General features: G+C 66.8%; 20 protein-coding genes and 1 pseudogene. 6 read left to right on the top strand and 15 right to left on the bottom strand.

Annotation, left to right across the window (positions count from 1 at the left end; translation table 11 throughout):
* From KW845_RS29530 to KW845_RS21640, 8 genes and pseudogenes are all read right to left on the bottom strand, one after another.
* Positions 1-148: pseudogene (locus KW845_RS29530) on the bottom strand (C4-dicarboxylate ABC transporter substrate-binding protein); the annotation flags it as partial.
* A 19-nt stretch (positions 149-167) separates the two neighbouring features.
* On the bottom strand, positions 168-941 hold the full coding sequence (locus KW845_RS21670; protein ID WP_218371378.1) for an ABC transporter permease: 774 nt from the start codon (positions 939-941) through the stop codon (positions 168-170).
* Complete coding sequence (locus KW845_RS21665) at positions 938-1,726, bottom strand: ABC transporter ATP-binding protein (RefSeq protein WP_218371377.1); 789 nt, start codon at positions 1,724-1,726, stop codon at positions 938-940. Before KW845_RS21665 ends, KW845_RS21670 begins: the two co-directional genes overlap by 4 nt.
* A complete protein-coding gene (locus KW845_RS21660) occupies positions 1,723-2,712 on the bottom strand; it encodes an ABC transporter substrate-binding protein (protein ID WP_255592854.1) in 990 nt (329 codons plus the stop codon). Before KW845_RS21660 ends, KW845_RS21665 begins: the two co-directional genes overlap by 4 nt.
* Positions 2,713-2,802: 90 nt before the next feature.
* The gene (locus tag KW845_RS21655) at positions 2,803-4,011 is read right to left on the bottom strand and encodes a 2Fe-2S iron-sulfur cluster-binding protein (protein ID WP_218371376.1); all 1,209 of its coding nucleotides are present in this window, start codon (positions 4,009-4,011) and stop codon (positions 2,803-2,805) included.
* A gap of 8 nt (positions 4,012-4,019) precedes the next feature.
* A complete protein-coding gene (locus tag KW845_RS21650) occupies positions 4,020-4,853 on the bottom strand; it encodes a xanthine dehydrogenase family protein subunit M (protein ID WP_218371375.1) in 834 nt (277 codons plus the stop codon).
* Positions 4,850-7,222, bottom strand: coding sequence for a xanthine dehydrogenase family protein molybdopterin-binding subunit (locus KW845_RS21645; RefSeq protein WP_218371374.1), 2,373 nt, complete (start codon positions 7,220-7,222; stop codon positions 4,850-4,852). Before KW845_RS21645 ends, KW845_RS21650 begins: the two co-directional genes overlap by 4 nt.
* A 25-nt stretch (positions 7,223-7,247) precedes the next feature.
* Positions 7,248-8,351, bottom strand: coding sequence for a TRAP transporter substrate-binding protein (locus tag KW845_RS21640; RefSeq protein ID WP_218371373.1), 1,104 nt, complete (start codon positions 8,349-8,351; stop codon positions 7,248-7,250).
* 482 nt (positions 8,352-8,833) lie between these two features.
* Here KW845_RS21640 and KW845_RS21635 point away from each other — a divergent pair, with 482 nt between their 5' ends.
* From KW845_RS21635 to KW845_RS21620, 4 genes are read left to right on the top strand one after another with little or no spacing between them, the layout of a single operon-like run.
* Positions 8,834-9,148: a non-heme iron oxygenase ferredoxin subunit gene (locus tag KW845_RS21635; protein WP_218371372.1), complete on the top strand. Its 315-nt coding sequence runs from the start codon at positions 8,834-8,836 to the stop codon at positions 9,146-9,148.
* Positions 9,149-9,169: 21 nt separating this feature from the next.
* On the top strand, positions 9,170-10,438 hold the full coding sequence (locus KW845_RS21630) for an NAD(P)/FAD-dependent oxidoreductase (protein ID WP_218371371.1): 1,269 nt from the start codon (positions 9,170-9,172) through the stop codon (positions 10,436-10,438).
* Between the two features lie 33 nt (positions 10,439-10,471).
* Complete coding sequence (locus KW845_RS21625) at positions 10,472-11,779, top strand: aromatic ring-hydroxylating dioxygenase subunit alpha (protein WP_218371370.1); 1,308 nt, start codon at positions 10,472-10,474, stop codon at positions 11,777-11,779.
* Positions 11,776-12,294: a nuclear transport factor 2 family protein gene (locus KW845_RS21620; protein WP_218371369.1), complete on the top strand. Its 519-nt coding sequence runs from the start codon at positions 11,776-11,778 to the stop codon at positions 12,292-12,294. Before KW845_RS21625 ends, KW845_RS21620 begins: the two co-directional genes overlap by 4 nt.
* Positions 12,295-12,301: 7 nt before the next feature.
* On the opposite strand, the gene KW845_RS21615 is transcribed toward KW845_RS21620, so the two are convergent.
* The 6 genes from KW845_RS21615 to KW845_RS21590 all read right to left on the bottom strand — a co-directional run bounded on the left by KW845_RS21615 (position 12,302) and on the right by KW845_RS21590 (position 17,803).
* The gene (locus tag KW845_RS21615) at positions 12,302-12,925 is read right to left on the bottom strand and encodes an isochorismatase family protein (RefSeq protein ID WP_218371454.1); all 624 of its coding nucleotides are present in this window, start codon (positions 12,923-12,925) and stop codon (positions 12,302-12,304) included.
* Between the two features lie 2 nt (positions 12,926-12,927).
* Entirely contained in the window at positions 12,928-13,971 is a 1,044-nt protein-coding gene (locus KW845_RS21610) for a 2,5-dihydroxypyridine 5,6-dioxygenase (protein ID WP_218371368.1), read from the bottom strand.
* A gap of 13 nt (positions 13,972-13,984) precedes the next feature.
* Positions 13,985-14,797: an alpha/beta fold hydrolase gene (locus tag KW845_RS21605; RefSeq protein ID WP_218371367.1), complete on the bottom strand. Its 813-nt coding sequence runs from the start codon at positions 14,795-14,797 to the stop codon at positions 13,985-13,987.
* Between the two features lie 12 nt (positions 14,798-14,809).
* Positions 14,810-15,562 (bottom strand): Asp/Glu racemase, encoded by a 753-nt coding sequence (locus tag KW845_RS21600; protein WP_218371366.1) that lies wholly within the window; start codon positions 15,560-15,562, stop codon positions 14,810-14,812.
* Positions 15,563-15,583: 21 nt separating this feature from the next.
* The gene (locus KW845_RS21595; protein ID WP_218371365.1) at positions 15,584-16,546 is read right to left on the bottom strand and encodes an amidohydrolase family protein; all 963 of its coding nucleotides are present in this window, start codon (positions 16,544-16,546) and stop codon (positions 15,584-15,586) included.
* A gap of 249 nt (positions 16,547-16,795) precedes the next feature.
* Positions 16,796-17,803, bottom strand: a complete 1,008-nt coding sequence (locus KW845_RS21590) for a LysR substrate-binding domain-containing protein (RefSeq protein WP_218371364.1) — start codon at positions 17,801-17,803, stop codon at positions 16,796-16,798.
* Positions 17,804-17,931: 128 nt separating this feature from the next.
* On the opposite strand from KW845_RS21590, the gene KW845_RS21585 reads away from it, so the two are divergent.
* Positions 17,932-18,933: a tripartite tricarboxylate transporter substrate binding protein gene (locus tag KW845_RS21585; RefSeq protein ID WP_218371453.1), complete on the top strand. Its 1,002-nt coding sequence runs from the start codon at positions 17,932-17,934 to the stop codon at positions 18,931-18,933.
* A gap of 12 nt (positions 18,934-18,945) precedes the next feature.
* A complete protein-coding gene (locus KW845_RS21580) occupies positions 18,946-20,067 on the top strand; it encodes a mandelate racemase/muconate lactonizing enzyme family protein (RefSeq protein WP_218371363.1) in 1,122 nt (373 codons plus the stop codon).
* Positions 20,068-20,094: 27 nt separating this feature from the next.
* Here the strand turns inward: KW845_RS21580 and KW845_RS21575 are convergent, their stop codons facing one another.
* Positions 20,095-20,562 (bottom strand): MarR family transcriptional regulator, encoded by a 468-nt coding sequence (locus tag KW845_RS21575; protein WP_218371452.1) that lies wholly within the window; start codon positions 20,560-20,562, stop codon positions 20,095-20,097.
* Between the last annotated feature and the right edge of the window lie 80 nt (positions 20,563-20,642).

Below are 20,642 nucleotides of genomic sequence, written 5' to 3'. Positions count from 1 at the left end.
ACGCGTTCGAGCTCGTCTCGAACACCTTGCGAACCAGGGCGTTGCCGGCGCTGACCAGCACCACCAGCAAGGTGATCCACGTCACGGCTCGGCCAACCCGCAGATTCAGCGCGTCTATGGCGCGCGACAGCGTTAGTAACGGCTGCATGGAATTCCCCTTGTGGTTTTCAGCGATCGGCGTCATGGCGACGCCAGGGCGTGGCCTTGCGCTCGGCCCAGGCCAGCAGGCCGAACAGCGCCATGCCCATCAGCGCCAGCACGAACAGCGCGCTGAAGACCCGCACTGTGTCGAAAGTGCCCTGCGCGCTCATGATGACGTAGCCCAGGCCGCGCTGCGACGACACGAATTCGCCGACGATGGCACCCACCAGCGCCAGCGAGATCGCCACTTTCATGCCGGTCACGATAGAAGGCAGCGCGGCGGGCAGGCGCACCTTGAAGAAAAAGTCGCGCCGCGAGCCCTTGAGCACCCGTCCCAGGTCCAGCACGTCTTGCGGCACCGACTTCAGCCCATGCACGGTATCGACCACGATGGCGAAGACCGCGATGAGAAAGGCGATGGCGATCTTGGGCTCGGCGCCGGTGCCCAGCCAGATGACGAACAGCGGCGCCACCGCCACCTTGGGCACGCTGTTGAGCGCAACAATCAAGGGATAGAAGATGCTTTCGAACCAGCGTGACCCCACCAGCAGCACTGCCATCAGCACGCCGCCCAGCACGGCGGCCGCGAAACCGGCGGCCGTGGTCAGCAAGGTGTACCAGGCATGCCCGGCATACCAGCGCCAGTCGGTGGCCAGCTCGACGGCAATCTGCGAGGGCAGCGGCAACATGATGGGGCGCACATGCAGCGCGCGCGCCAGCACTTCCCACAACAACAGGAACAACAGCAGCGAAGCCAGCCCGGCCGCGCCGTGCAGCAGTTTTCGGGACATTCGACTCATGGGGTGCGTACTCCTTCGTCGATCAGCCCCATCTGCTGGAACAGGCCGCGGATATGGCTGACATAGCGGCCGAACCCGGGGGTTTCGCGGATGGCCAGCGGGCGCGGGCGCGGCAGGTCGATGGCGATGGTCTCGACCACGCGCCCGGGGCGCGGCGAGAACACGATCACCGTATCGGCCAGGAACACGGCCTCGGCAATGCCGTGCGTGACAAACAAGACGGTATTGCGGATGTCCATCCAGATACGCTGCAACTCGACGTTCATCTGGTCGCGCGTCAGGGCATCCAGGGCACCGAACGGCTCGTCCATCAGCAGCAGGCGCGGGTCGTCGACCAGCGCGCGGCAGATGGCGGCACGCTGGCGCATGCCACCGGACAATTCATGCGGATAGCATTCGGCGAAATCCTGCAAGCCGGTCAGCGCCAACAGCGCCCGCACCTTGTCGGCATAGGCGGCCACCGGCTTGCCCGCGAACTCGATGGGCAGCAACACATTGCGCCGGATGCTGCGCCAATCCAGCAGCGCATCGCGCTGGAACACCATACCCACCCCATCGGGGGGGCCCTGTACCCCGTGGCCTTCGACCTGCAACTCGCCCTGGGTAATGGTCTCGAGGCCGGCCACGCAACGCAGGAAGGTACTCTTGCCGCAGCCGCTGGGCCCCAGGATGCTGAGAAAGCGCCCCGCCGGCAGTTGCAGCGACACCGTATCCAGCGCGCGCACGCCGCGCTCGCCCGGATACTGCTTGCCGACCTCGCGCGCCGCCACGGCCCATGGCGTCATGGCCGCACCATGGCGTCGTAGCGCTGCGGCTCTACCAGGCCGGGCACGTAAAACCCGGCAGGGTCGGCATCGGCACGCATCAGCCCGACCGAAGACAAAGTCTTGACGGCCTGCACCCAATCGGCCGGCACTGGCGCGCCCAACCGCTGGCCCGCAGCCGGCGTGCCGAAATAGTCTTGCAGCGCGTCGATCTGGCCGCGCAGCACGCGCGCATCCAGGCGCGCCTGCGGGCGCTGGGCCAGGATGGCCGCCACCGCCTCGTCCTGGTGGCCATCGTAGATATATTCCCAGGCGCGCGCGCTGACGCTGGCAAAGCGTGCAATGGCCTCGCGCCGCTCGGCCAGCTTCTGCTCGCTGGCGAACAGCCCGAAACTGGGCATGTCCAGCCCGAAATCTGCGAAGCGCACGGCCTTGGACGGCCGGTTCTGCGACACCACCGGCAAGAAGAACGGAATGGTCGAGAACGCCGCATCGGTACGACCCACGGCATAGGTAGAGGCCTTGCTCGCGGCATCGACGCTAACCAGGCCGAGATCATCCTTGGTCAGCTTGCCATGTGCCAGGAAGGCATCGATGAAGGGCGCTTCCAGCGATCCGGCGGTGTAGGCCACCGTCTTGCCTTTCAGTTGCGCCGGGCCGGTGATGCCGGAATCGGCCGGCACCAGCAGGCCAATGTCGCTATGCCGCGCGAACACGGCCACTGCCTTCACCGGCAAGCCCTTGTCACGCGCGATCATCATCGAGGCCAGCGCCGCGTGGCCCAGGTCGAAGCTGTCGCCCGCCCCCACGATCTGCACCGTGGTGACCGAGCCATTGCCGTCTTCCAGAGTGACGTCCAGGCCAGCCTGCTTGTACCAGCCCTTGTGCTGCGCCAGGTGAAAGGCAGCCTGCACGCCCCAGGGCGTCCAGTCCAGCCGCACCTTCAAGGGCTCCAGGGCCTGGGCGGCGGTGGCCTGGCATGCCAGCGCGGCCGCCAGGCCGATCATGGCCGCTCCGATGCGGCGCCCCATCATTGCCATCAGCGAGTCCATCGATTTCCCCCTGTTCATGGTTCGCGGCGCGGCAAGGCGCCGTGGTCAGCTTGCGCGGCCGAACCAGCGCTTGATACGCATCCACAACACGCTGAAGAACATGCCCACCGCATTGAACTCCGCCTGCGCCGGCGGACCGTCGCCGACGCCACTGCCCAGCCGCGCGCCGACGTTCTTGCCGAAATCGGCGATCATGCGGCGCACGAAATCCTGCACCAGCCCCGACCGCGAGAACTGCGCCAGCGGCCCCTGCAAGGTGTATTGCAGGTCGACGTCCACGCGCGTGTGCCCGTCGTCCAGCGCATGCACCAGATAGGCGATATCGCCGGTGGCGCGCGACTGGCTCAGGGAATCCTGGCCGGCGCCCCGGAACACGGCCCGCTTGGCGGCATCGTCGCGCTCGAGCCGCGCGGCGCCGTTGAAGGCGGCTGCCATGGGGCCGAACTTGATGGCGATCTTGCCCTTGACGCGATCGCCCTCGTGCTCTTGGATGACGGCACCCGGCAGACAGGCCGCCACGGCGGGCAGATCGACCATGAAAGCCCAGACCTGGTCCGGCGGGAACGGCACAGTGAAGCCGCCTTCGATGCGGTTGCCCTTGCCGGGCGCGCGGGCAGGCGAGGCTGCATCCGGTACGGGCGCAGCCGATGCCGGCGCGGCGGGCGCGGGCGGCGCGGCCACGGGCGCGAATGCCTGGAAGACGGCAGGCGCAGCCTGGGGGGCCGCCGGCGCGGCGCCGCGCCCCTGCGCCAGCGCATCGCGCAAGGCCGACACCGCGGCATCGGGCTGGGCGCGCAATCCGGCCAGCACTGACATCACCGCCGCCACGATGCCCATATAGCCCGTGCAGCGGCACAGGTTGCCCGACAACTCGATGCGCACGCGAGCCTCGTCGGCATCCGGCAGGCGCAGCACGATATCGCGCGCCGTGGCCAGCATGCCGGGTGTGCAATAACCGCACTGCAAGGCATGGTGGTGGGTGAAGGCGGGCCGCAACCGGGCCATGACGGGGTCGTCGTCATAGCCTTCGATGGTGGTGACATGCCGGCCCTCGCAAGCTGTCGCGTAGGCGATGCACGAACGCACCGGCTCGCCGTCCAGCAGTACCGTGCAGGCACCGCACACGCCGTGTTCACAGCCCAGGTGGGTACCGGTCAGGCGCGCCTGGTCGCGCAGGAAGTCGCCCAGGTGCATGCGCGCGGGAGCTTCGTGGCAGACCCGCTTGCCGTTGATTTCCAATGAAACTTGAGCCATTTGTCTTCCTATGCGGCCAGGGCCTGCGCCAGGCAGCGCGCCACGGCGGTGGCGTGCAGCTTGCGATGCAGCGGGTCTTTGTCGGGCATGACGCCAGCCAGCTCGTCCAGGATGTGCTTGTCATCGGCAGGCGCCATGCCGGACTGCGCCACCTGTGCGGCCAGCACCGGCAGCAAGGCAGGCGCGCCATTCAGGGCGCCGACGGCAACGCGGGCCACTTTGGCCGCGGGATCGAACCAGGCGGCGCAACTGGCCTCGGCAAACTCGCCCGTCTTGCGGCAGAACTTGTAGTAGCCCCAGCGTGCCTGCGCGGTGGAGCGCGGCACGTGCACGGCCGCGATCAGTTCGTCGTCGCCGACGGCGGTGGTGTAGGCGCCCTGCATGAATTCGCCAGCGGCCACGCGGCGCGAAGAACCCGCCGGCCCGGCGATCTCGATCTGGGCGCCCAGCGCCACCATGGTCAGCACCCAATCGGCAGCCGGATCGGCATGCGCCAGGCTGCCACCCACCGTGCCGCGATTGCGGATAGCGCGATAGGCGATGCCGCCGGCCACGTGCTGCAATGCCGACCCGCGCAACAAGGGATGCACGCCGTCTTCGAGCTCGGCGTGCGTCACCCCGGCGCCCACGCGCAGGCCACCCTCTTGTTCGGTGACGGTGCGCAGCTCGGCCAGGCCGGCGATATCGATCACCACGGCCGGACGCGCCAGGCGCAGGTTCAGCATGGGCCCCAGCGATTGCCCGCCCGCCATCAGCTTGGCGCGTCCTTCGTGCTCGCGCAGCAGTTCGACGGCCTGCGCCACGGAACCGGCACGCACATAATCAAAACGCGCGGCTTTCATGCGGCCTCCGCGGCGGCAATGGCGGCCAGCACCCGCAGGGGCGTCAGCGGCGTATGCGACAGCTCGGCCGCCCCCACGCGTCCCAGCGCGTCGTTGACGGCGCCGAACAGCACCGCCGGGGGCGCAATGGCACCGCCTTCGCCCATGCCCTTGGCGCCGAACTCGGTGTGCGGCGACGGGGTCTCGAAATGATGCAGGCGCAGGTTGGGCACTTCGGTGGCGCCGGGCAGCATGTAGTCGGCCAGGGTCGAGGCCAGCGGCTGGCCGTTGCCGTCGTAGGGCACCTCTTCCAGGAACGCCGTGCCTATGCCCTGGGCTACGCCGCCGATGGTCTGGCCTTCGACCACCATGGGGTTGATCATGGTGCCGCAGTCTTCCACGATGGCGTAGTCCAGGATCTCGACGGCACCCGTGCCCGGGTCCACGGCCACCACGGCGGCCTGGCTGGCATAGGTAAAGCAGCCGGTGTCCACCTTGGGCTTGTAGCCCACGTGCACCTCCAGGCCGGCCGGGTCCACGTCGGCAGGCAGGCGATGCGGCCGCAGGTACCAGGCATCGGCCACCTCGCTGCTGGGCACCGATTTGCCGGCGGCGCTGTAGCGGCCGTCTTGTTGCACCACCTGGGCCGGATCGGCCTGCAGCAAATGCGCGGCAATATGCGTCATGCGCGGCAGCAGCCGCTTGCACGCCTGTGAAACGGCCCCGCCCGACATCACCAGCGAACGCGAAGCGTAGGTGCCGGTGGAAAACGGCGTCTGTCCGGTATCGCCATGCAGCACCTTGATGCGCGCAATGTCGATGCCCAGGATCTCGTTGGCGATCTGGGCAAAGGTGGTTTCCATGCCTTGGCCGTGCGAATGCACGCCGACGCGCACTTCCAGCCCGCCGTCGGGCGTGACCCGCACCGTGGCCTGGTCGTGGCCCGGGATCACCGGCGTGCCCCAGGCCGCGAACACTGACGTGCCATGGGCCGCCTGTTCGGTATAGGTGGCCACGCCCAGGCCGATCAGCCGGCCGTCGGGTTCGCCCGCCGCCTGACGCGCCCGCACACCCGGCGCGTCTATCATTTCCAGCGCCTTGCGCAGGCTGGCCGGGTAGTCGCCGCTGTCCAGGTGCTTGTTGGTGACGTTCACATAAGGCATCTGTTCGGGCTGCACCAGGTTTTCCAGGCGCACTTCCCAGGGTTCGCGGCCCACTTCGCGCGCGATGGCGTTCATGGTCAGCTCCATGGCAAAGCACACGCCGGTGCGCGCCACGCCGCGGTACGGCACGAAACCGGGCTTGTTGGTGGCCACGCAGCGGGTTACGCAGCGGTAGCCCTTGAACCCGTAAGGCCCCGGCAGATTGCCGATCGCCTGGCCGGGCTCCAGCCCGATGGTGAACGGCCATACCGAATACGCGCCGCCATCGATGGTGACCTGCGCATCCAGCGCCAGCAGCTTGCCGCGCTTGTCCACATAGGCGGCCATCTCGTAATAATGTTCGCGCGAGTTGGCGCCCGCCGTCAGGTGTTCGCGGCGATCTTCAATGAAGCGGAACGGCCGCTTGTGGGTCTTGGCCAGCCATGCCACGCACAGTTCTTCCTGCTGCAGCACGCACTTGTAGCCGAACGCGCCGCCCACGTCGGGCGAGATCACGCGCACGCGCCCCTGGTCCAGGTCCAGGCATTGCGCCAGGATGCTGCGGATCATGTGCGGCACCTGGGTGGCGCTGACCACCACCAACTGGTCGGCCTGGTGGTCCCAGTACGCCAGCACCGCCTTGCCTTCCATGGGCACCATGCACTGCCGCGCCAGGTCGACCTTGCGGCGCACGACCAGGTCGGCCCGGGCGGCGTTGGCCTCGAAATCCTTGTCGATATTCAGCGTGACGAAGACGTTGTCGCGCCAGTGGGCGTGCATGAGTTCGCTGGTGGCCGCCTGGGCGCTGGCTACGTCGGCATACACAGGCAGGTCGTCGTAGTCCACTTCGATCAGTTCGGCGTAGTCTTCGGCCTCGGCGCGGGTGGGCGCGTAGGTCATGGCCACCGGTTCGCCCACGAAGCGCACCTTGCCCGAGGCCAGCGGCGGCTGGCTGGACGACTGGTAGGTAGGCAGCGTGGAATCGGCCACGATATCGCGCGCGTCGGCCATCATGTCGCGCAGCACCACACAGGCGGCCACGCTGTCGGGCACGCGCACGGCATCGATGCGCGCATGGGCCAGCGGGCTGCGTAGAAACGCCACTTCGCACAGGCCCGGCATGGCCATGTCGGCCACGAAGTTGCCCTTGCCATGCAGGTGGCGCGCATCTTCCTTGCGCGGCACGCGCGCGCCCACACCCTGGCGCGCGCCGGCCGGTGCCGCATGGCCGGCGGTTTCTGTCTTCATCTGCTTCCTTTATGGTGAATCGGGGCTATTTGGAATGGGCCCGCGCCACTGCCGCAAACGTGTAGTTGTCCAGGGCGTTCTCGGCCACACGGAACCAGCTTGCCTCGTCGACCTGGAATTTTTCCCAGCCGGGGTAGATCGCCTTGAAATCGGGGTTCTTGTCCGACAGCTCGACCCACAGTTCTTGCGAAGCCTTGTATACCGCATCCATGACTTCCTTGGGGAAGAAGCGCAGCTTGGCGCCGCCGGCAACCAGCTTGCGCAGGGCCAGCGGATTGCGGGCATCGTAGTTGGCCAGCATTCTCATGGTCTGTTCGCCGCAGGCGCACTCGAATGCCGCCTGGTAGGCGGGCGGCAGGGCCTCCCAGGCCTTGTCGTTGACCATGGAGGTGATCGATGCGCTGCCCTCGAACCAGCCGGGCGAATAGTAGAACGGCGCCACCTTGTTGAAGCCCAGTTTTTCGTCGTCGTAGGGCCCGATCCATTCGGCGGCATCGATGGTGCCTTTTTCAAGCGCGGGATAGATATCGCCCGGCGGAATTTGCTGGGGCACCGCGCCCAGCTTGGACAGCACCATGCCGCCGATGCCGCCGATACGCATGTTCAGGCCCTGCAGGTCGGCCACCGTATTGATCTCTTTGCGGTACCAGCCGCCCATCTGCACGCCGACGTTGCCACAGACGTGGTTGACGATGTTGTACTTCTTGTACAGCTTGCGCAGTTGTTCCAGGCCGCCGCCGTAGTGGATCCAGGCATTGTGCTGGCGCGCATTCAGGCCGAACGACAGGCCCGTGTCGAAGGTCAGCGCCGTGTTCTTGCCGACGAACATCGTGCTGAGCACGTGATTGCATTCCACCGTGCCGTTGCTGACGGCATCCATGTTCTGCGGCGACGGCACCAGCTCGCCGCCCGGGAACGCGCGGATCTCGAACTTGCCGTCGGTAAGCTGCGACACGCGCTTGCAGAGTTCGTCGGCCGAGCCGTAGATGGTGTCCAGGCTTCTGGGCCAGCTGGTGGACATGCGCCAGCGCACGGTGGGGCTGCCTTGCGCCAGCGCGGGCAGGCTGGCGGTAGCCAGCCCGGCACCGGCGGCGCCGGCGGCTTGAGCAAGAAAACGGCGTCGTTGCATGAATAACTCCTGGTCTTTCCGATAATCGTTCCGGAGGAACGGTCTGTGGTGACGCCGGCGAGAGTCTGGTTGCCTGCCGGCTTATAAAGAAAGCTTGCACAAAGACGGGTTGCCGCTACCGCAAGAGCCCTGGCCGGCGCCGCGCATTCGCGCGGCCTGCGCATGATCAAGGTTCCGCCCAAAAAAAGCAGTATGCTGATTTTTTATTCAGCATACTGATAGATTTTTCGAGTGTCAACGAGGTAAAGCCCGCGGGTTGCCGGCCCCTTCCAAGGGCATCGCGACGCCCCGGCGCGGCTGCTTCATACCGGGCTTAGAGCCTTTGCTGGCGCGGGTTTCTGTAAAACGCGGCGACACTTCCCGGCACCTGTCCGAAGCAGTTCTGGCATCGCCCGCGCTTCGGGAAATCCCTAAGACCGAATTTCGATTTATAGGCAGTACACTGTGCATATTTACTCAGCACACTGAATATATAAGCCGCCATGACCTGGACCAAGATCGCCACCACCGACCAACTGGAAGACGACGACGAGATCCTGCCGGTCTCGATTGCACAGGCGCAGCTTGCGCTGTACCGCAGCGAAGGCGAGTACTTCGTTTCCGACAATGTCTGTACGCATGCCCACGCCTTGCTGTCGGATGGCTTCCTGGAAGACGGCTGCATCGAGTGCCCGCTGCACCAGGCCAAGTTCGACATCCGCACCGGCCGCGCCATGTGCGCGCCCGCCACCAGCGATATCCGCGTCTATCCCGTCAAGATCGACAACACCGACATCCTGGTCGACCTGGAAACCTGAGCTGACCCTGAAGAGGCCCCCATGGAAACGCTATCGTCCATCGTGATCGCCGGCGCCGGACAAGCCGGCGCGGTGGCCGCCGCCACGCTGCGCGAGCTGGGCTATACAGGCACGCTGACGCTGGTGGGCCAGGAACCGCATCCGCCCTACGAACGCCCGCCTTTGTCGAAGGCAGTGCTGCAGGACGAGGCCGCCGCGGCCATGGCGGCCGTGCATCCCGCCGATTTCTACCGCTCGCGCGATGTGCAACTGATGACCGCCACGCCGGTGCGCGCACTGGACCCTGCCGCCCGCACGCTGCGCCTGGCCGACGGAAGCTGCCTGCGCTACGATCGCTGCCTGCTGGCCACGGGCGGCCAGGCACGCGAGCTGCCGGGGCTGCCGCGCGGCACGCCGGGTGTGCATTACATCCGCACGCTGGACGACGCGGCGGCGTTGCGACAGGCGTTGCGGCCCGGCGCGAGAGTGGTCGTGGTGGGTGGCGGCTTCCTGGGGCTGGAAGTGGCATCGACCGCCAGGGCGCTGGATGCGCACGCCACCGTGCTGGAAGCCGCGCCACGCTTGCTCGAGCGCGCCCTGCCCGGTCCGCTCGCCGACTGGCTGGCCGCGCGCGCGCGGCAGGCTGGCGCCGCACTGCACCTGGGCTGCCGGCTGCGCCGCATCGTGCCCGGCCTGCCGGCCCGGGTAGAACTGGAAGACGGCACGGTGCTGCGCGCCGATGTGCTGGTGGTTGCCATCGGCCTGGCGCCTTCGGTCGAGTTGGCGCGCGATGCCGGCCTGGCCATCGACGCCGCCACAGGCGGCATCCAGATCGATGCCGCCTGCCGCAGCAGCGACCCCCATGTCTATGCCGCCGGCGATTGCACCAGCCAGCACCGCGCCGCCCTGGGCGCCAGCCTGCGCCTGGAGTCGTGGCAGAACGCCAACGAGCAGGCCCGCATCGCCGCGGCCGCGCTGCTGGACCTGCCGCCGCCCGAACCGGCCTATCCCTGGTTCTGGACCGACCAATACGGTTGCAACGTGCAAATGCTGGGCATGCCGCAACCGGGGCTGGCCTACACCTGCCGCGGCCTGGCCGACCCTGCCGCGGATGCGCCGCGCTTCATATGGCTGGGCCTGCGCGATGGCGTGCCCGTGCACGGCATCGCCGTCAACGCTGGCGGCGACCTGCGGCAGTTGCGCGTGCTGTTCGAACGCGGGCTGCCGATCGACCCCTTGCGTTTCGCCGATGCGGCCCAGCCGCTCAAGCCGCTGGTCAAGGCCTGCCAGGCCGCGGCCGTCGGTGCCTGAACCCCTTTTACCGCCTGGACTGGAGCCTGTTCCATGTATCAATCGCAAACCGTCATCGGCCGCACCCTGGCGGCCAAGGATGCGGCCCTGGAAGACTGTGTATGGCCGCAAGACGCCCTGCACGCCATTCCCGACTGGGTCTACACCAGCTCGGCCGTGTACGAGAAAGAAATCGAAGCCATCTTCCACGGCAACACCTGGAACTATGTGGCGCTGGAAGCCGAGATTCCCGAGCCGGGCGATTACAAGCGCTCGTACGTGGGGCCGACACCGGTGGTGGTGTCGCGCGCCGAGGACGGCTCGGTCAATGTGTTCGAGAACCGCTGCGCGCATCGCGGGGCCGAGTTCTGCCGCCACAGCCAGGGCAACGCCAAGGAATTCGTGTGCCCCTACCACCAATGGTCGTACGACCTGAAAGGCAATCTGCAGGGCATTCCGTTCAAGCGGGGCGTCAACCGCGCCGGCGGCATGCCCAAGGACTTTCGCAATGAAGAGCATGGCTTGCGCAAGCTGCGCGTCACTACCCGCCATGGCGTGGTATTCGCGTCGTACTCGGACCAGACCGAACCGATCGAGGAATACCTGACGCCCGGGATCCTGGCCGATTTCGACACGGTGTTCCCGGGCAAGCCGCTGAAAGTGCTGGGCTATTACCGCAACGAGCTGCCGTGCAATTGGAAGATGTACCACGAGAACCTCAAGGATCCCTATCACGCCACCTTGCTGCACTCGTTCCTGGTCGTGTTCGGCCTGCTGGTGGCCGGCAACAAGTCGGCCATGCTGGTCGATTCGGTGCACGGCCGGCACGGCACCATGGCCTCGGCCAAGAGCGAAGACAAGTACGCCAAGGTCAGCGACGAGAACAAGAAAGAAATGCGCTCGTTCCACGACGGCTTGTCGTTGCGCGACGACCGTTTCCTGGAGTTCGTGAAGGAATTCGATTCGCCCTGGTCGGTCACCATGCAGACCGTCTGGCCGAACCTGGTCGTGCAGCGCGAGATGAACACCCTGGGCGTGCGCCAGATCGTGCCCAACGGGCCCGACAGCATGATCATGCAGTGGACCATGTTCGGCTACACCGACGACACGGCCGAGATGCAGCGGCACCGGCTGCGCCAGGGCAACCTGATGGGGCCGGCCGGCTTCCTGGGCCTGGAAGACAACGAAGCCATGAAGTTCGTACAGGAAGGCGTGCGGCGCGCCAGCACCGGCGTCAACGTGCTGAAGCTGGAATCGGGCAAGCTGGGCACGTCGGACACCTTGATTTCCGAAGCCGCCATCCGCTCGATGTATGCCTACTACCGGCAGGTCATGGGCTTTGCTGTGGAGAACGCGCAATGAGCCGGCCGCTTTCGTACCCCGAACGCCAGATCGACCCCGCGCGCGCGATTGCGCTGAAGCTTGAGGTCGAGGAATTCAACGCCGACTACTGTGCCGCGCTGGACGGCGGCGAGATCGAGCGCTGGCCCGAGTTCTTTACCGAAGATGCGCTGTACCGGGTGACGGCCCGCGAAAACGCCGAACGCGGCCTGCCGGTGGGCCTGGTCTACGCCGAAGGGCGCAACATGATGCATGACCGCGCGGTGGCGATCTCGCGCACGCAGATGTTCGCCCCGCGCCACATGCTGCACCTGCTGAGCAATACGCGGGTCACGCGGGAAGCGGACGACGGCGAGATCACAGCCACGGCCAGCTTCCTGCTGCTGCAGACGCTGGTGGAAGGGCCATCTACCTTGCACCTGGCCGGCGCGTTCTACGACCGCTACGCGCGAGTCGACGGTGCGCTGAAATTGCGGGAAAGGCAGGTGGTCTACGACACCGCGATCCTGGCCAATGACTTGGTGTATCCGGTCTGAGGGATTCCTACAAAGCGTCCAGCGCTGCCAGGGCTTGGTCGCGCGGCATGACGGCGGCGTATTTCTGTTCCATGTCGAACAGGCTGGCGTCATGCGGCGCCTGGGCGCGGTCGCCAACGCAGTCGGACGCGACCAGCGCACGCAGGCCGTACGACATGGCATCGACCACGCTGGCGCGCACGCAGCCGCTGGTGACGGCGCCGGCCACCACCAGGGTCTGCACGCCGCGCTGCGCCAGCCACGCCGACAGCCCAGTGCCGAAGAATGCCGACGGCACGGTCTTGCGTACCACCAGCTCACCCGCCTGCGGGGCCAGCTCGGGCACGATGGCGCTGGCGGGGCTGTCTTCTTTCAGCGTCAGCATGCCCGGCACCTTCAGGCTGAAGATATTGTGATCGGCATCGTCGTCGGCATACACGATGCGGCTGTGCGCCACCGCCCAGCCGCGCGCGCGGGCGTGCTGCAGCAGCGGCACGGTGCAGGCGATGGCCCGCGGAATGTTGCCGCCGCCGAACACGGCCGGGTCGGCAAAGCCATTGACGAAATCCACGATCAGCAGCCCCACAGGGGCCTTCAGTTCCAACGCCGCGCCAAAGCCCTGGCGACGATACGTACCGACTTCCCTGTCCACGCTCATGCCGGGTCTCCGTCCAATACCTTGCCGCGCGCCACCACGTCCACGCCATCGAGCCGCACAGTGCAGCGGCGCAGCGGAATGTCGATATGGCAGGTCGTGGTGCGCTGGCCGCCCGCCTCGTTGTTGGGGCCCAGCGAAAACAGGAAGTTGCCCTCGTAGGCGCGCGCGTCCATGCCGATAGTGGCCTCGCGGTCGTACAGGCCCAGGGTCGTCCAGTGCGCGCGCGGCTGCAAGCCCCAGCCGATGTGCGAAATGGCGTAGGCCTCGGGGTCGTTGAACGAGGCCACGTATTCGCTCAGCAGCTCGGCATCCACGCCGCCCTCGATACGGGTCGCATAACCGTTCTCGACCGTCAGGCGCACCGGCTCTGCCACGTAGCACTTCTGCGGCAGCAGGATGTCGCCGCGATCGAGCACGATGGTGCCATGCGCGCCGCCCTCGTTCGGAAAGGTCAGCACGAAGCCGCTGGGCCAGTGGTCCCACCGGCCGGGTTCGTCGACGAATCCGTATTCGCTGATGGCCGGGAACTCGCCCAGCGGACAGCGCAGGTCGGTACCGGCATCCGAGACCACGGTCATCTCGCGCGCTTGCGACAGGCGCCCGGCAGCGCGCTTGACGCGTGCGCGGTCGGCCTCGGTGGGCACCAGGCGGACCAGTACCTCGGGCGGTTCGACCGCCAGCAGGATCTTGGTTCCGGTTTTCAGGATCTCGTGCTGCTCGGGCGAAAACAGCAGCGTCATCAAGTCCAGCACCAGGTCGCTTTCTTTCAGGGCGGCAATCGCGGCGCGGTTGCCGGTCAGGGGCGTGGTGCCCAGGTAGGCCAGAGAATCGCGGCTGAGCGCCTTGTCGCCGTTGACCGGCGGCAAGTCCAGCCGGTTGACCACCGCGCCCATCGACTGGGCGGCGATCAGGGCCGTGGACAGGTTCTGCGGATGCGTGGCCGCGCTGGTCAGGATGGTGACTGTCTGGCCGGCTTGCAGCCTGGACAGGGTCAGTACCTGTTTCCAGGCACTGATCATTTCATGATCGCTCACAGGCATGGTTGGCTCCTAGTCAGAGGGCAACGCCCAGGAAATCGCCGAACGCGGCATAAAAGCCCGCTTCGTTGTCCCACGGAATCATGTGGCCGGCGCTGGCCACCCGCACGTGCGCCACGCCGGGCGCCAGGCGCTGGATCTCGTTCACGTCGTCATCGCGCACCACCTCGCCGCGTTCGGCCGTGACCAGCAGGCCGGGCACGCGCAAGGCCGGCAGGTCGGCATGGATGTCGTCGGTATGAAAACCCTCGAAGCTGGCCAGCACCGCGCGTTCGTCGCAGGTATGCAGCCATTGGGCGCGCAGGCGCAATTGCTCGTCGGTCCAGGTGGGGCAGAAGGTGCGCATGGCCTGCGCATCCATGCCACGACGCGCCTGGGCCATGGAATCGACATACCAGGGCAATTGTGCCGGATAGGCGCGCCGGCCCGGTCCGGACACCGGCGGATCCACCATGACCAGGCGGGCCAGCCCGGCCGGCGCCTGGCGCGCGGCGCGAATGCCGATGCGCGCGCCCATGGAATGCCCCACCAGGCTGTAGCGCGCCAGGCCCAGTTCCCGGGCGAAGGCAATCACGTCAGCCGCCTGCGCATCCAGGCTGTAATCCAGGCGGTCCGAGGCTTCGGACAGGCCGCGGCCGCGCACATCCAGGACATAAGTGTCGAATGCCTGGCCCAGGCGTTCGCCCACGAAGCCCCAGGTCACGGCCGGACTGGTGATGCCAGGCACGATGATCACCGCGTCGCGGCCGGCGCGTTCGCCGCCATAGCGCAGATAGTGCTGGCGGATACCGTTGGCGTGCACATGCGCGCCGTATTGCAGAGTGCTCATGGCGTGTTCTCCTTAGTAGGCGCCCGACAGCAGGGCCCCTGCGCCCGGCACGACGGGTTCCAGGTCCAGCGCCTTGAGCATGGCGTAAGTCGTAGCGACGGCAGCCGTGACCACCGGCTTGCCGGTCAGCGCCTCGACCTTGGCCACCGCGGGCAGCGACGGCATTTGCACGCAAGCCGACAGCACAATGGCGTCGACGTCGCGCGTATCCATCTGCGCCACGATGTCCGGCAGGCGCGCCGGGTCGTGCCGTCCCACGTCCAGGTTATCGGGAATCTCCAACGCCCGGTAATCGAGCACGTCGTAGCCTTCGTTGCGGATGTAATCCACCACCAGTTCGGTCAGCGGCTTCATATAGGGCGCCACCACCACGATGCGCTTGGCGCCGATGACCTGCAAGGCATTGACCAGCGCGCCCGCGCTGGTAATGACGGGCGCATCGGCGCCGTTGGCCGCGGTGTGTGCCTGCAGGCGTTGTTCCGACACGCGGTGATAGCCGTGCCCCATGGCCATGATGGCCACCAGGCAGGCGTAGCCCAGCACGTCCACGCGCGCGTCGCTCAGTTCGACGGCGCAGCGGTCGGACTCGGCATCCATCGCGGCCAGTTCTTCTTTCACCACTTTCTTCATGCGCATGCGGCTGGAATGGAAGGTGAACCGTTCGGGCCGGATCTGCTGGCGCGCGCCCAGCATGGCGGGAATCTCGGTTTCCATCGTGGTATTGGAACTCGGCACGATCTGGCCGATGCGGTAGATCTTCTGCATGTCGTCCTCCGGAGCGTCGAATCAGAGCTTGAACAGGCGCTGGGCATTGCCGCGACAGACCAGCTCGCGCGTGGCCTCGTCCAGCGGGGCGGTCTCGATGAATTCCACCGCCAGCTCGGTGGATTCGTAGGGGTAATCGATAGAGAACATCACCGCTTCGGCGCCCATTTCGGCAATGGCGCCGACCAGCGTGGCGTGCGAGCACACGCCGGATGTCGTGATCAGCACGTTCGAGCCTATGTATTCGGACGGCTTGCGCTGCAGTTTGACGCCATACGGGTACGCGGCGAAGCGGCTGTCGAAGCGCCAGCGCTGGAACGGCAGGCCCTCGCCCATGTGCCCCAGGATGACCTTCACGCCCGGATAGCGGTCGAACACCCCGCCGAAGATCAGGCGCAGGGTATGGGTTGCGGTTTCCACGCCCCAGCCCCAGGTGGCGCCCGCCAGCTCGGGATGGCCCTGGTAGGCATGCGGCTCGGTATAGGCATAGAAGGGATGCAGGTACAGCGGCACATCCAGCGCCTGCACGCGTTCCCAGAAAACGTCATAGGCAGGGTCGTCGTAATAGACGCCATTGGTGTGGCCGTTGACCAGGGCGCCCTTGAAACCCAGTTGCTCTACGCCGCGCTGCAATTCGGCGGCAGCGGTGGCCGCATCGTGCATGGGCAGGGTGGCGAAGGCGCCGTAACGATCGGGACGCGTGGCCACCTGGGCGGCCAGGAAATCGTTGTTCTCGCGCGCCCGCTTCAGGGCCACGGCCGGGTCGCGTTCGCCCTGTACGCCAGGGCCGGTCTGCGATAGGATGACATAGTCGATACCGGCGCGGTCCATCAATGCCAGCCGTCCGGGCCCGAAATCGGTCAGCCGGGCGCCCAGCTCGGCCGAGGTGGCCGGGTCCAGGTGTTGCACGAACGCTTGTGAATAATCGCCAAAGCCGACCGCCGTGTAGTGTTCCTCGAAGGCGATCTTGCGCACTGTAGTCATGCCTCTACTCCCCTGGTGTCGGGCGGCCGCGGATGGCCGGGGCCGCCATATGCTCAGTATACTGATGATATGTAAATGAGTTGCCCGCTTGGCTACCTTGGCTGGCAGGGTCCCGCGGGTGTGATTTACTTCAGTATACTGATTTTATAGTCAGCATACTGACAATTAAAAGGGTTTTTTTGAACGGGCGTGGGGCAGTGCCGATCCCAAGCCGCCGCTGCCCTTTCGGCGAGGTATCACAGAGACGCGTCAGGCCCCGTCCGCAAGGGGATATCCGCTTTCATCCGGCCGGGTGCGCAGCAAGGCCTGCTTGAGCCGCATTGCCGGTTCGAAGCCGGCGGCTTCTTTCAGCGTGAAAAACGATAATTGCGTGCGCCCCGTATCCAGTTCGCCGCCGCGTAATGCGCGGATGCCGTGGCTATCCCGGTATCGGGCGATCAGGCGGTCGGGGCCGATGCTGACGAACGGGCCGGCGGCCACCATATGCACGCCCGTATGGATCGACGTGCACACAAGCTGCGGGCGCGGCGCGGCCAGGCCGCTGTTCAGGAACAGGCGCTGGAAGGCCGCATAGGTGCGCGAGCCGCGATGCGGCACCACCCAGGGGCATCCGGCCAGTTCGGCCATGCGGACCTGCTTGCGCGTCGCCAGGGGATGGGCGGCCGAGGCGAACACCTGCATCCGGCCCGACCACAAAGGCTCGACATGAATCCTGTCCAGGTTCACGGTGGACGCGATGGTTTCGTCCAGCCAGCCGATCACGCAATCGAGCTCGCCGGCCGCCAGCGCCGCGATCAGTGTCACGGCCTCGGCCTCTTCGATGTGCATATAGGGCAGGGCATCCTGCGCCAGCAGGCGTGCCAGTGCCTGGGGCAGCGAGCTGAACCCCACCAACTGCACGCACCCCACGCGCAGCATGGGCGCGCCTGCGGGCTGCTGGGCCGCGCCGATGGCGGCATTGACGGTGGCCATGGCAATGACCAGGCGGTCGCGCGCATGGCGCCCCGCCATGGTCAGCCGGCCGCCGCGCGCATCGCGCTCGACCAGCCGCGCGCCGAATACGTCTTCCAGCTCGCGCAGCAACAGGGTGACAGCGGGCTGGCTGATGCCCAGCTCGCGTGCCGCGGCACCCAGCGAGCCTTCGCGGTCGATCACTTCAAGCAGGCGCAGGTGCCGCAGGCGCACGCGGTCCAGCCGGTACGCGGCAGACCGCGAGACCGACCAGGCATCAGGCTGGGAAGGATGCAGGCCACTCATACGAAAATTATATGAGCTAATGAGATCTTCATAATTGATGCTTAACGCTGTGCTGCTGATAATCCTTGCGTATACCGCCGCAGCCTTCAACAGGCCCGACCAGATGGCGGCAACCACAAGGAGACACCATGCGCGTACCCCCACCCCCCACACGGCGCCAGTTCCTGCAAGGAACGGCGCTGGCCACCATGGCCCTGGCGGCGGGTGTGCGGGCAAATGCCCAGCCCGCCTATCCCGGCCAGCCCATCCGGCTGGTCGTGCCCTTCTCGCCCGGCGGCGCGGTGGATATCTATTCCCGCATCATGTCGCCCGAACTGAGCAAGGAACTGGGCCAGACCATTATTGTGGAAAACCGCCCGGGTGCCAGCGGCAACATCGGCGCCGAACTCGTCAAGCGCGCGGCGCCCGACGGCTACACCCTGCTGGTGGGCAACATCGCCATCCTGGGCATCAACCCGGTGGTCTACAAGAACAACCCGATCGATCCGCTGGCCGACCTGGCGCCCATCACCAAGACGGTGAACGTCAATTACGTGCTGGTGGTCAACCCGCAGGTTCCGGCGCGTACCGCTGCCGAACTGATCGCCTATGCCAAGGCCAACCCCGGCAAGCTTACTTACGGGTCGTCAGGCACCGGCAGCATGCAGCAGATGGCCGCCGAGCTGTTCCAGTCGCGCACCGGCACCAAGCTGCTGCACGTGCCCTACAAGGGCACTGGCGCCCTGGTGGGCGACCTGGTGGCGGGACACGTGGACATGATCTTTGCCGACCAGGGCTCGATGATGCAGCAGGTCAATGCCGGCAAACTGGTGGTGCTGGGCGTGTGCGGCCTGACGCGCCGGCCCGAATACCCCGACATCCCCACCATTGCCGAAGCGGCCAATCTGCCCGGTTTCGAGGCCGTGGCCTGGCAGGGGCTGGCCGGCCCGGCCGGCTTGCCCGCCCCCATCGTCGACAGGTTGAACCAGGCCTTCAACAAGATCCAGGCCGAGCCCGCCATCAAGGCGCGCCTGGCCGAAGCCGGCCTGACCACTGACGCGGGCACGCCCGAAGCGTTCCGGCAGTACATCGGCGACGAGCTGAAGAAGTGGCGCAAAGTGGCGACCGACATCGGTATCTCGGTGGAGTAAGCGGCGCACCCCATGACCGTACAGAAAGTCGAATGCTGGGTGTACCGCGCGCCCATAGACCAGCCCGTTGCCGCGGCCGTGGGCAGCATGACCAACCGCCCCGCCGTGTTCCTGCGCATCAGTGCCCGCGACGGCGCCTGGGGCTGGGGCGAGGTGTTCTGCAACTTTCCCACCGTGGGCGCCGAGCATCGCGCCCGCATCGTGCGCGAGATCATCGCGCCGCTGGTCGAAGGCACGCCCAGCGACCAGCCCGCCGCCACCTGGAACCAGTTGACGCAGCGCCTGCGCCGCATGGCCCTGCAGGCCGGCGAACCCGGGCCGTTGGCGCAGGCCATTGCCGCCATCGACCAGGCGCTGTGGGACATGCAGGCCCGGCGCGCCGGCCTGCCGCTGTGGCGCCTGCTGGCCGATACGCCGCAAGCCGATGGCCGCGTGCGCCTGTACGCCAGCGGGCTGGGGCCCGAGAACGTCGCCGGCACCGCGCTGGCCCGGCAGGCGCAGGGCTATACCGCATTCAAGTTCAAGGTGGGCTTCCAGCCCGATAAAGACATTGCCGACTTCCAGGCCATGCGCGACGCGCTGGGCCCGCAGGCGCAGATCATGGTCGACGCCAACCAGGCCTGGGAAGCCGACACCGCCGCCCAGCGCATTGCCGCGCTGGAACGCTATGACCCCTACTGGATCGAAGAACCGCTGGCGGCCGACGAACCCCTGGATGTATGGCGCAAGCTGGCCGACAGCACCCCGATAGCTCTGGCGGCGGGCGAGAACATCCGCGGGCAGGCGGACTTCGAAGCGGCCGCCAACAATGGGCATCTGCGCTTCCTGCAACCCGATGTCGCCAAGTGGGGCGGGATTACGGGCTGCCTGGCGGTGGCCCGTCATGCCGAACAGGCGGGGCTGGTGTTCTGCCCGCACTGGCTGGGCGGCGGCATCGGACTGGCCGCATCCATGCAACTGCGCGCGGCGCTGGGCCCGGCGGGCCTGGTCGAAGTGGACGCCAACCCCAATCCGCTGCGCGAGCGGGTCTGCCCGCTGGGCAAGCTGGAAAATGGCTGGCTGCGGCTGCCCGATACCCCTGGCATCGGCATCGAGCCAGACCTGGCGGCACTGGAACCCTACCGCGTGGCCTAGGTATCGAGCCTGGCCCGCCGCCTGGAACTAGAACGACTTGAGCGCCGTGCGGCTGTACTGGTTATTGGCGTCGACCAGGGTCGAGAGCAGCTTCATGAAGATTTCCTGGTTGCGCGGCGTCAGCGGCTCGAGCAGGCGCTGCTGGGCGCGCGCCATGCCCCCTTGCAGCAACCCCATGATGCGCAACCCTTCCTGGGTGATCACCGCCTGCCGCGAGCGCTTGTCGTTGGGATTGACGCGCCGCTCGACCAAGCCGCGCTCCTGCAGCCGCTTGATCACATCGGCCGTGGTGGTGCGGTCCAGGCCCAGTTCCATGCCGATGGCGGTCTGGTCCAGCCACGGGCTGAGCGACAAGGCGGTCAGCACCCCGTATTGCACGGGCGTGACGTTCTGCGTCTTGCACTCTTCGTAGAACAGCGCGTAGTGGATCTGGTTCAGGCGGCGCACCAGGTAGCCAGGGCGCGACCACAATACCTGCTTGGCCGGGTCGAACACCGTATTGTCGGCAATCCGGGTCGTCCCGCGCGCCTTTCTGGCCTGGTGGTTGTCTCGTTCCGGCATGGGAAACATCGCCT

Origin of the sequence: Bordetella sp. BOR01 (assembly GCF_019218885.1) — a bacterium.
Classification (GTDB): Bacteria; Pseudomonadota; Gammaproteobacteria; order Burkholderiales; family Burkholderiaceae_B; genus Bordetella_A.
This window is presented reverse-complemented; position numbering and strand designations above follow the sequence as displayed.

What these genes read in the sequence shown, in the direction of transcription:
- KW845_RS21580 (WP_218371363.1), top strand. Translation starts at nt 18,946, where the DNA reads ATGACCGTACAGAAAGTCGAATGCTGGGTGTACCGCGCGCCCATAGAC.
- KW845_RS21650 (WP_218371375.1), bottom strand. Translation starts at nt 4,853, where the DNA reads ATGAAAGCCGCGCGTTTTGATTATGTGCGTGCCGGTTCCGTGGCGCAG.
- KW845_RS21655 (WP_218371376.1), bottom strand. Translation starts at nt 4,011, where the DNA reads ATGGCTCAAGTTTCATTGGAAATCAACGGCAAGCGGGTCTGCCACGAA.
- KW845_RS21660 (WP_255592854.1), bottom strand. Translation starts at nt 2,712, where the DNA reads ATGATCGGCCTGGCGGCCGCGCTGGCATGCCAGGCCACCGCCGCCCAG.
- KW845_RS21665 (WP_218371377.1), bottom strand. Translation starts at nt 1,726, where the DNA reads ATGACGCCATGGGCCGTGGCGGCGCGCGAGGTCGGCAAGCAGTATCCG.
- KW845_RS21625 (WP_218371370.1), top strand. Translation starts at nt 10,472, where the DNA reads ATGTATCAATCGCAAACCGTCATCGGCCGCACCCTGGCGGCCAAGGAT.
- KW845_RS21630 (WP_218371371.1), top strand. Translation starts at nt 9,170, where the DNA reads ATGGAAACGCTATCGTCCATCGTGATCGCCGGCGCCGGACAAGCCGGC.
- KW845_RS21600 (WP_218371366.1), bottom strand. Translation starts at nt 15,562, where the DNA reads ATGCAGAAGATCTACCGCATCGGCCAGATCGTGCCGAGTTCCAATACC.
- KW845_RS21635 (WP_218371372.1), top strand. Translation starts at nt 8,834, where the DNA reads ATGACCTGGACCAAGATCGCCACCACCGACCAACTGGAAGACGACGAC.
- KW845_RS21670 (WP_218371378.1), bottom strand. Translation starts at nt 941, where the DNA reads ATGAGTCGAATGTCCCGAAAACTGCTGCACGGCGCGGCCGGGCTGGCT.
- KW845_RS21590 (WP_218371364.1), bottom strand. Translation starts at nt 17,803, where the DNA reads ATGAGTGGCCTGCATCCTTCCCAGCCTGATGCCTGGTCGGTCTCGCGG.
- KW845_RS21610 (WP_218371368.1), bottom strand. Translation starts at nt 13,971, where the DNA reads ATGCCTGTGAGCGATCATGAAATGATCAGTGCCTGGAAACAGGTACTG.
- KW845_RS21640 (WP_218371373.1), bottom strand. Translation starts at nt 8,351, where the DNA reads ATGCAACGACGCCGTTTTCTTGCTCAAGCCGCCGGCGCCGCCGGTGCC.
- KW845_RS21645 (WP_218371374.1), bottom strand. Translation starts at nt 7,222, where the DNA reads ATGAAGACAGAAACCGCCGGCCATGCGGCACCGGCCGGCGCGCGCCAG.
- KW845_RS21585 (WP_218371453.1), top strand. Translation starts at nt 17,932, where the DNA reads ATGCGCGTACCCCCACCCCCCACACGGCGCCAGTTCCTGCAAGGAACG.
- KW845_RS21595 (WP_218371365.1), bottom strand. Translation starts at nt 16,546, where the DNA reads ATGACTACAGTGCGCAAGATCGCCTTCGAGGAACACTACACGGCGGTC.
- KW845_RS21620 (WP_218371369.1), top strand. Translation starts at nt 11,776, where the DNA reads ATGAGCCGGCCGCTTTCGTACCCCGAACGCCAGATCGACCCCGCGCGC.
- KW845_RS21605 (WP_218371367.1), bottom strand. Translation starts at nt 14,797, where the DNA reads ATGAGCACTCTGCAATACGGCGCGCATGTGCACGCCAACGGTATCCGC.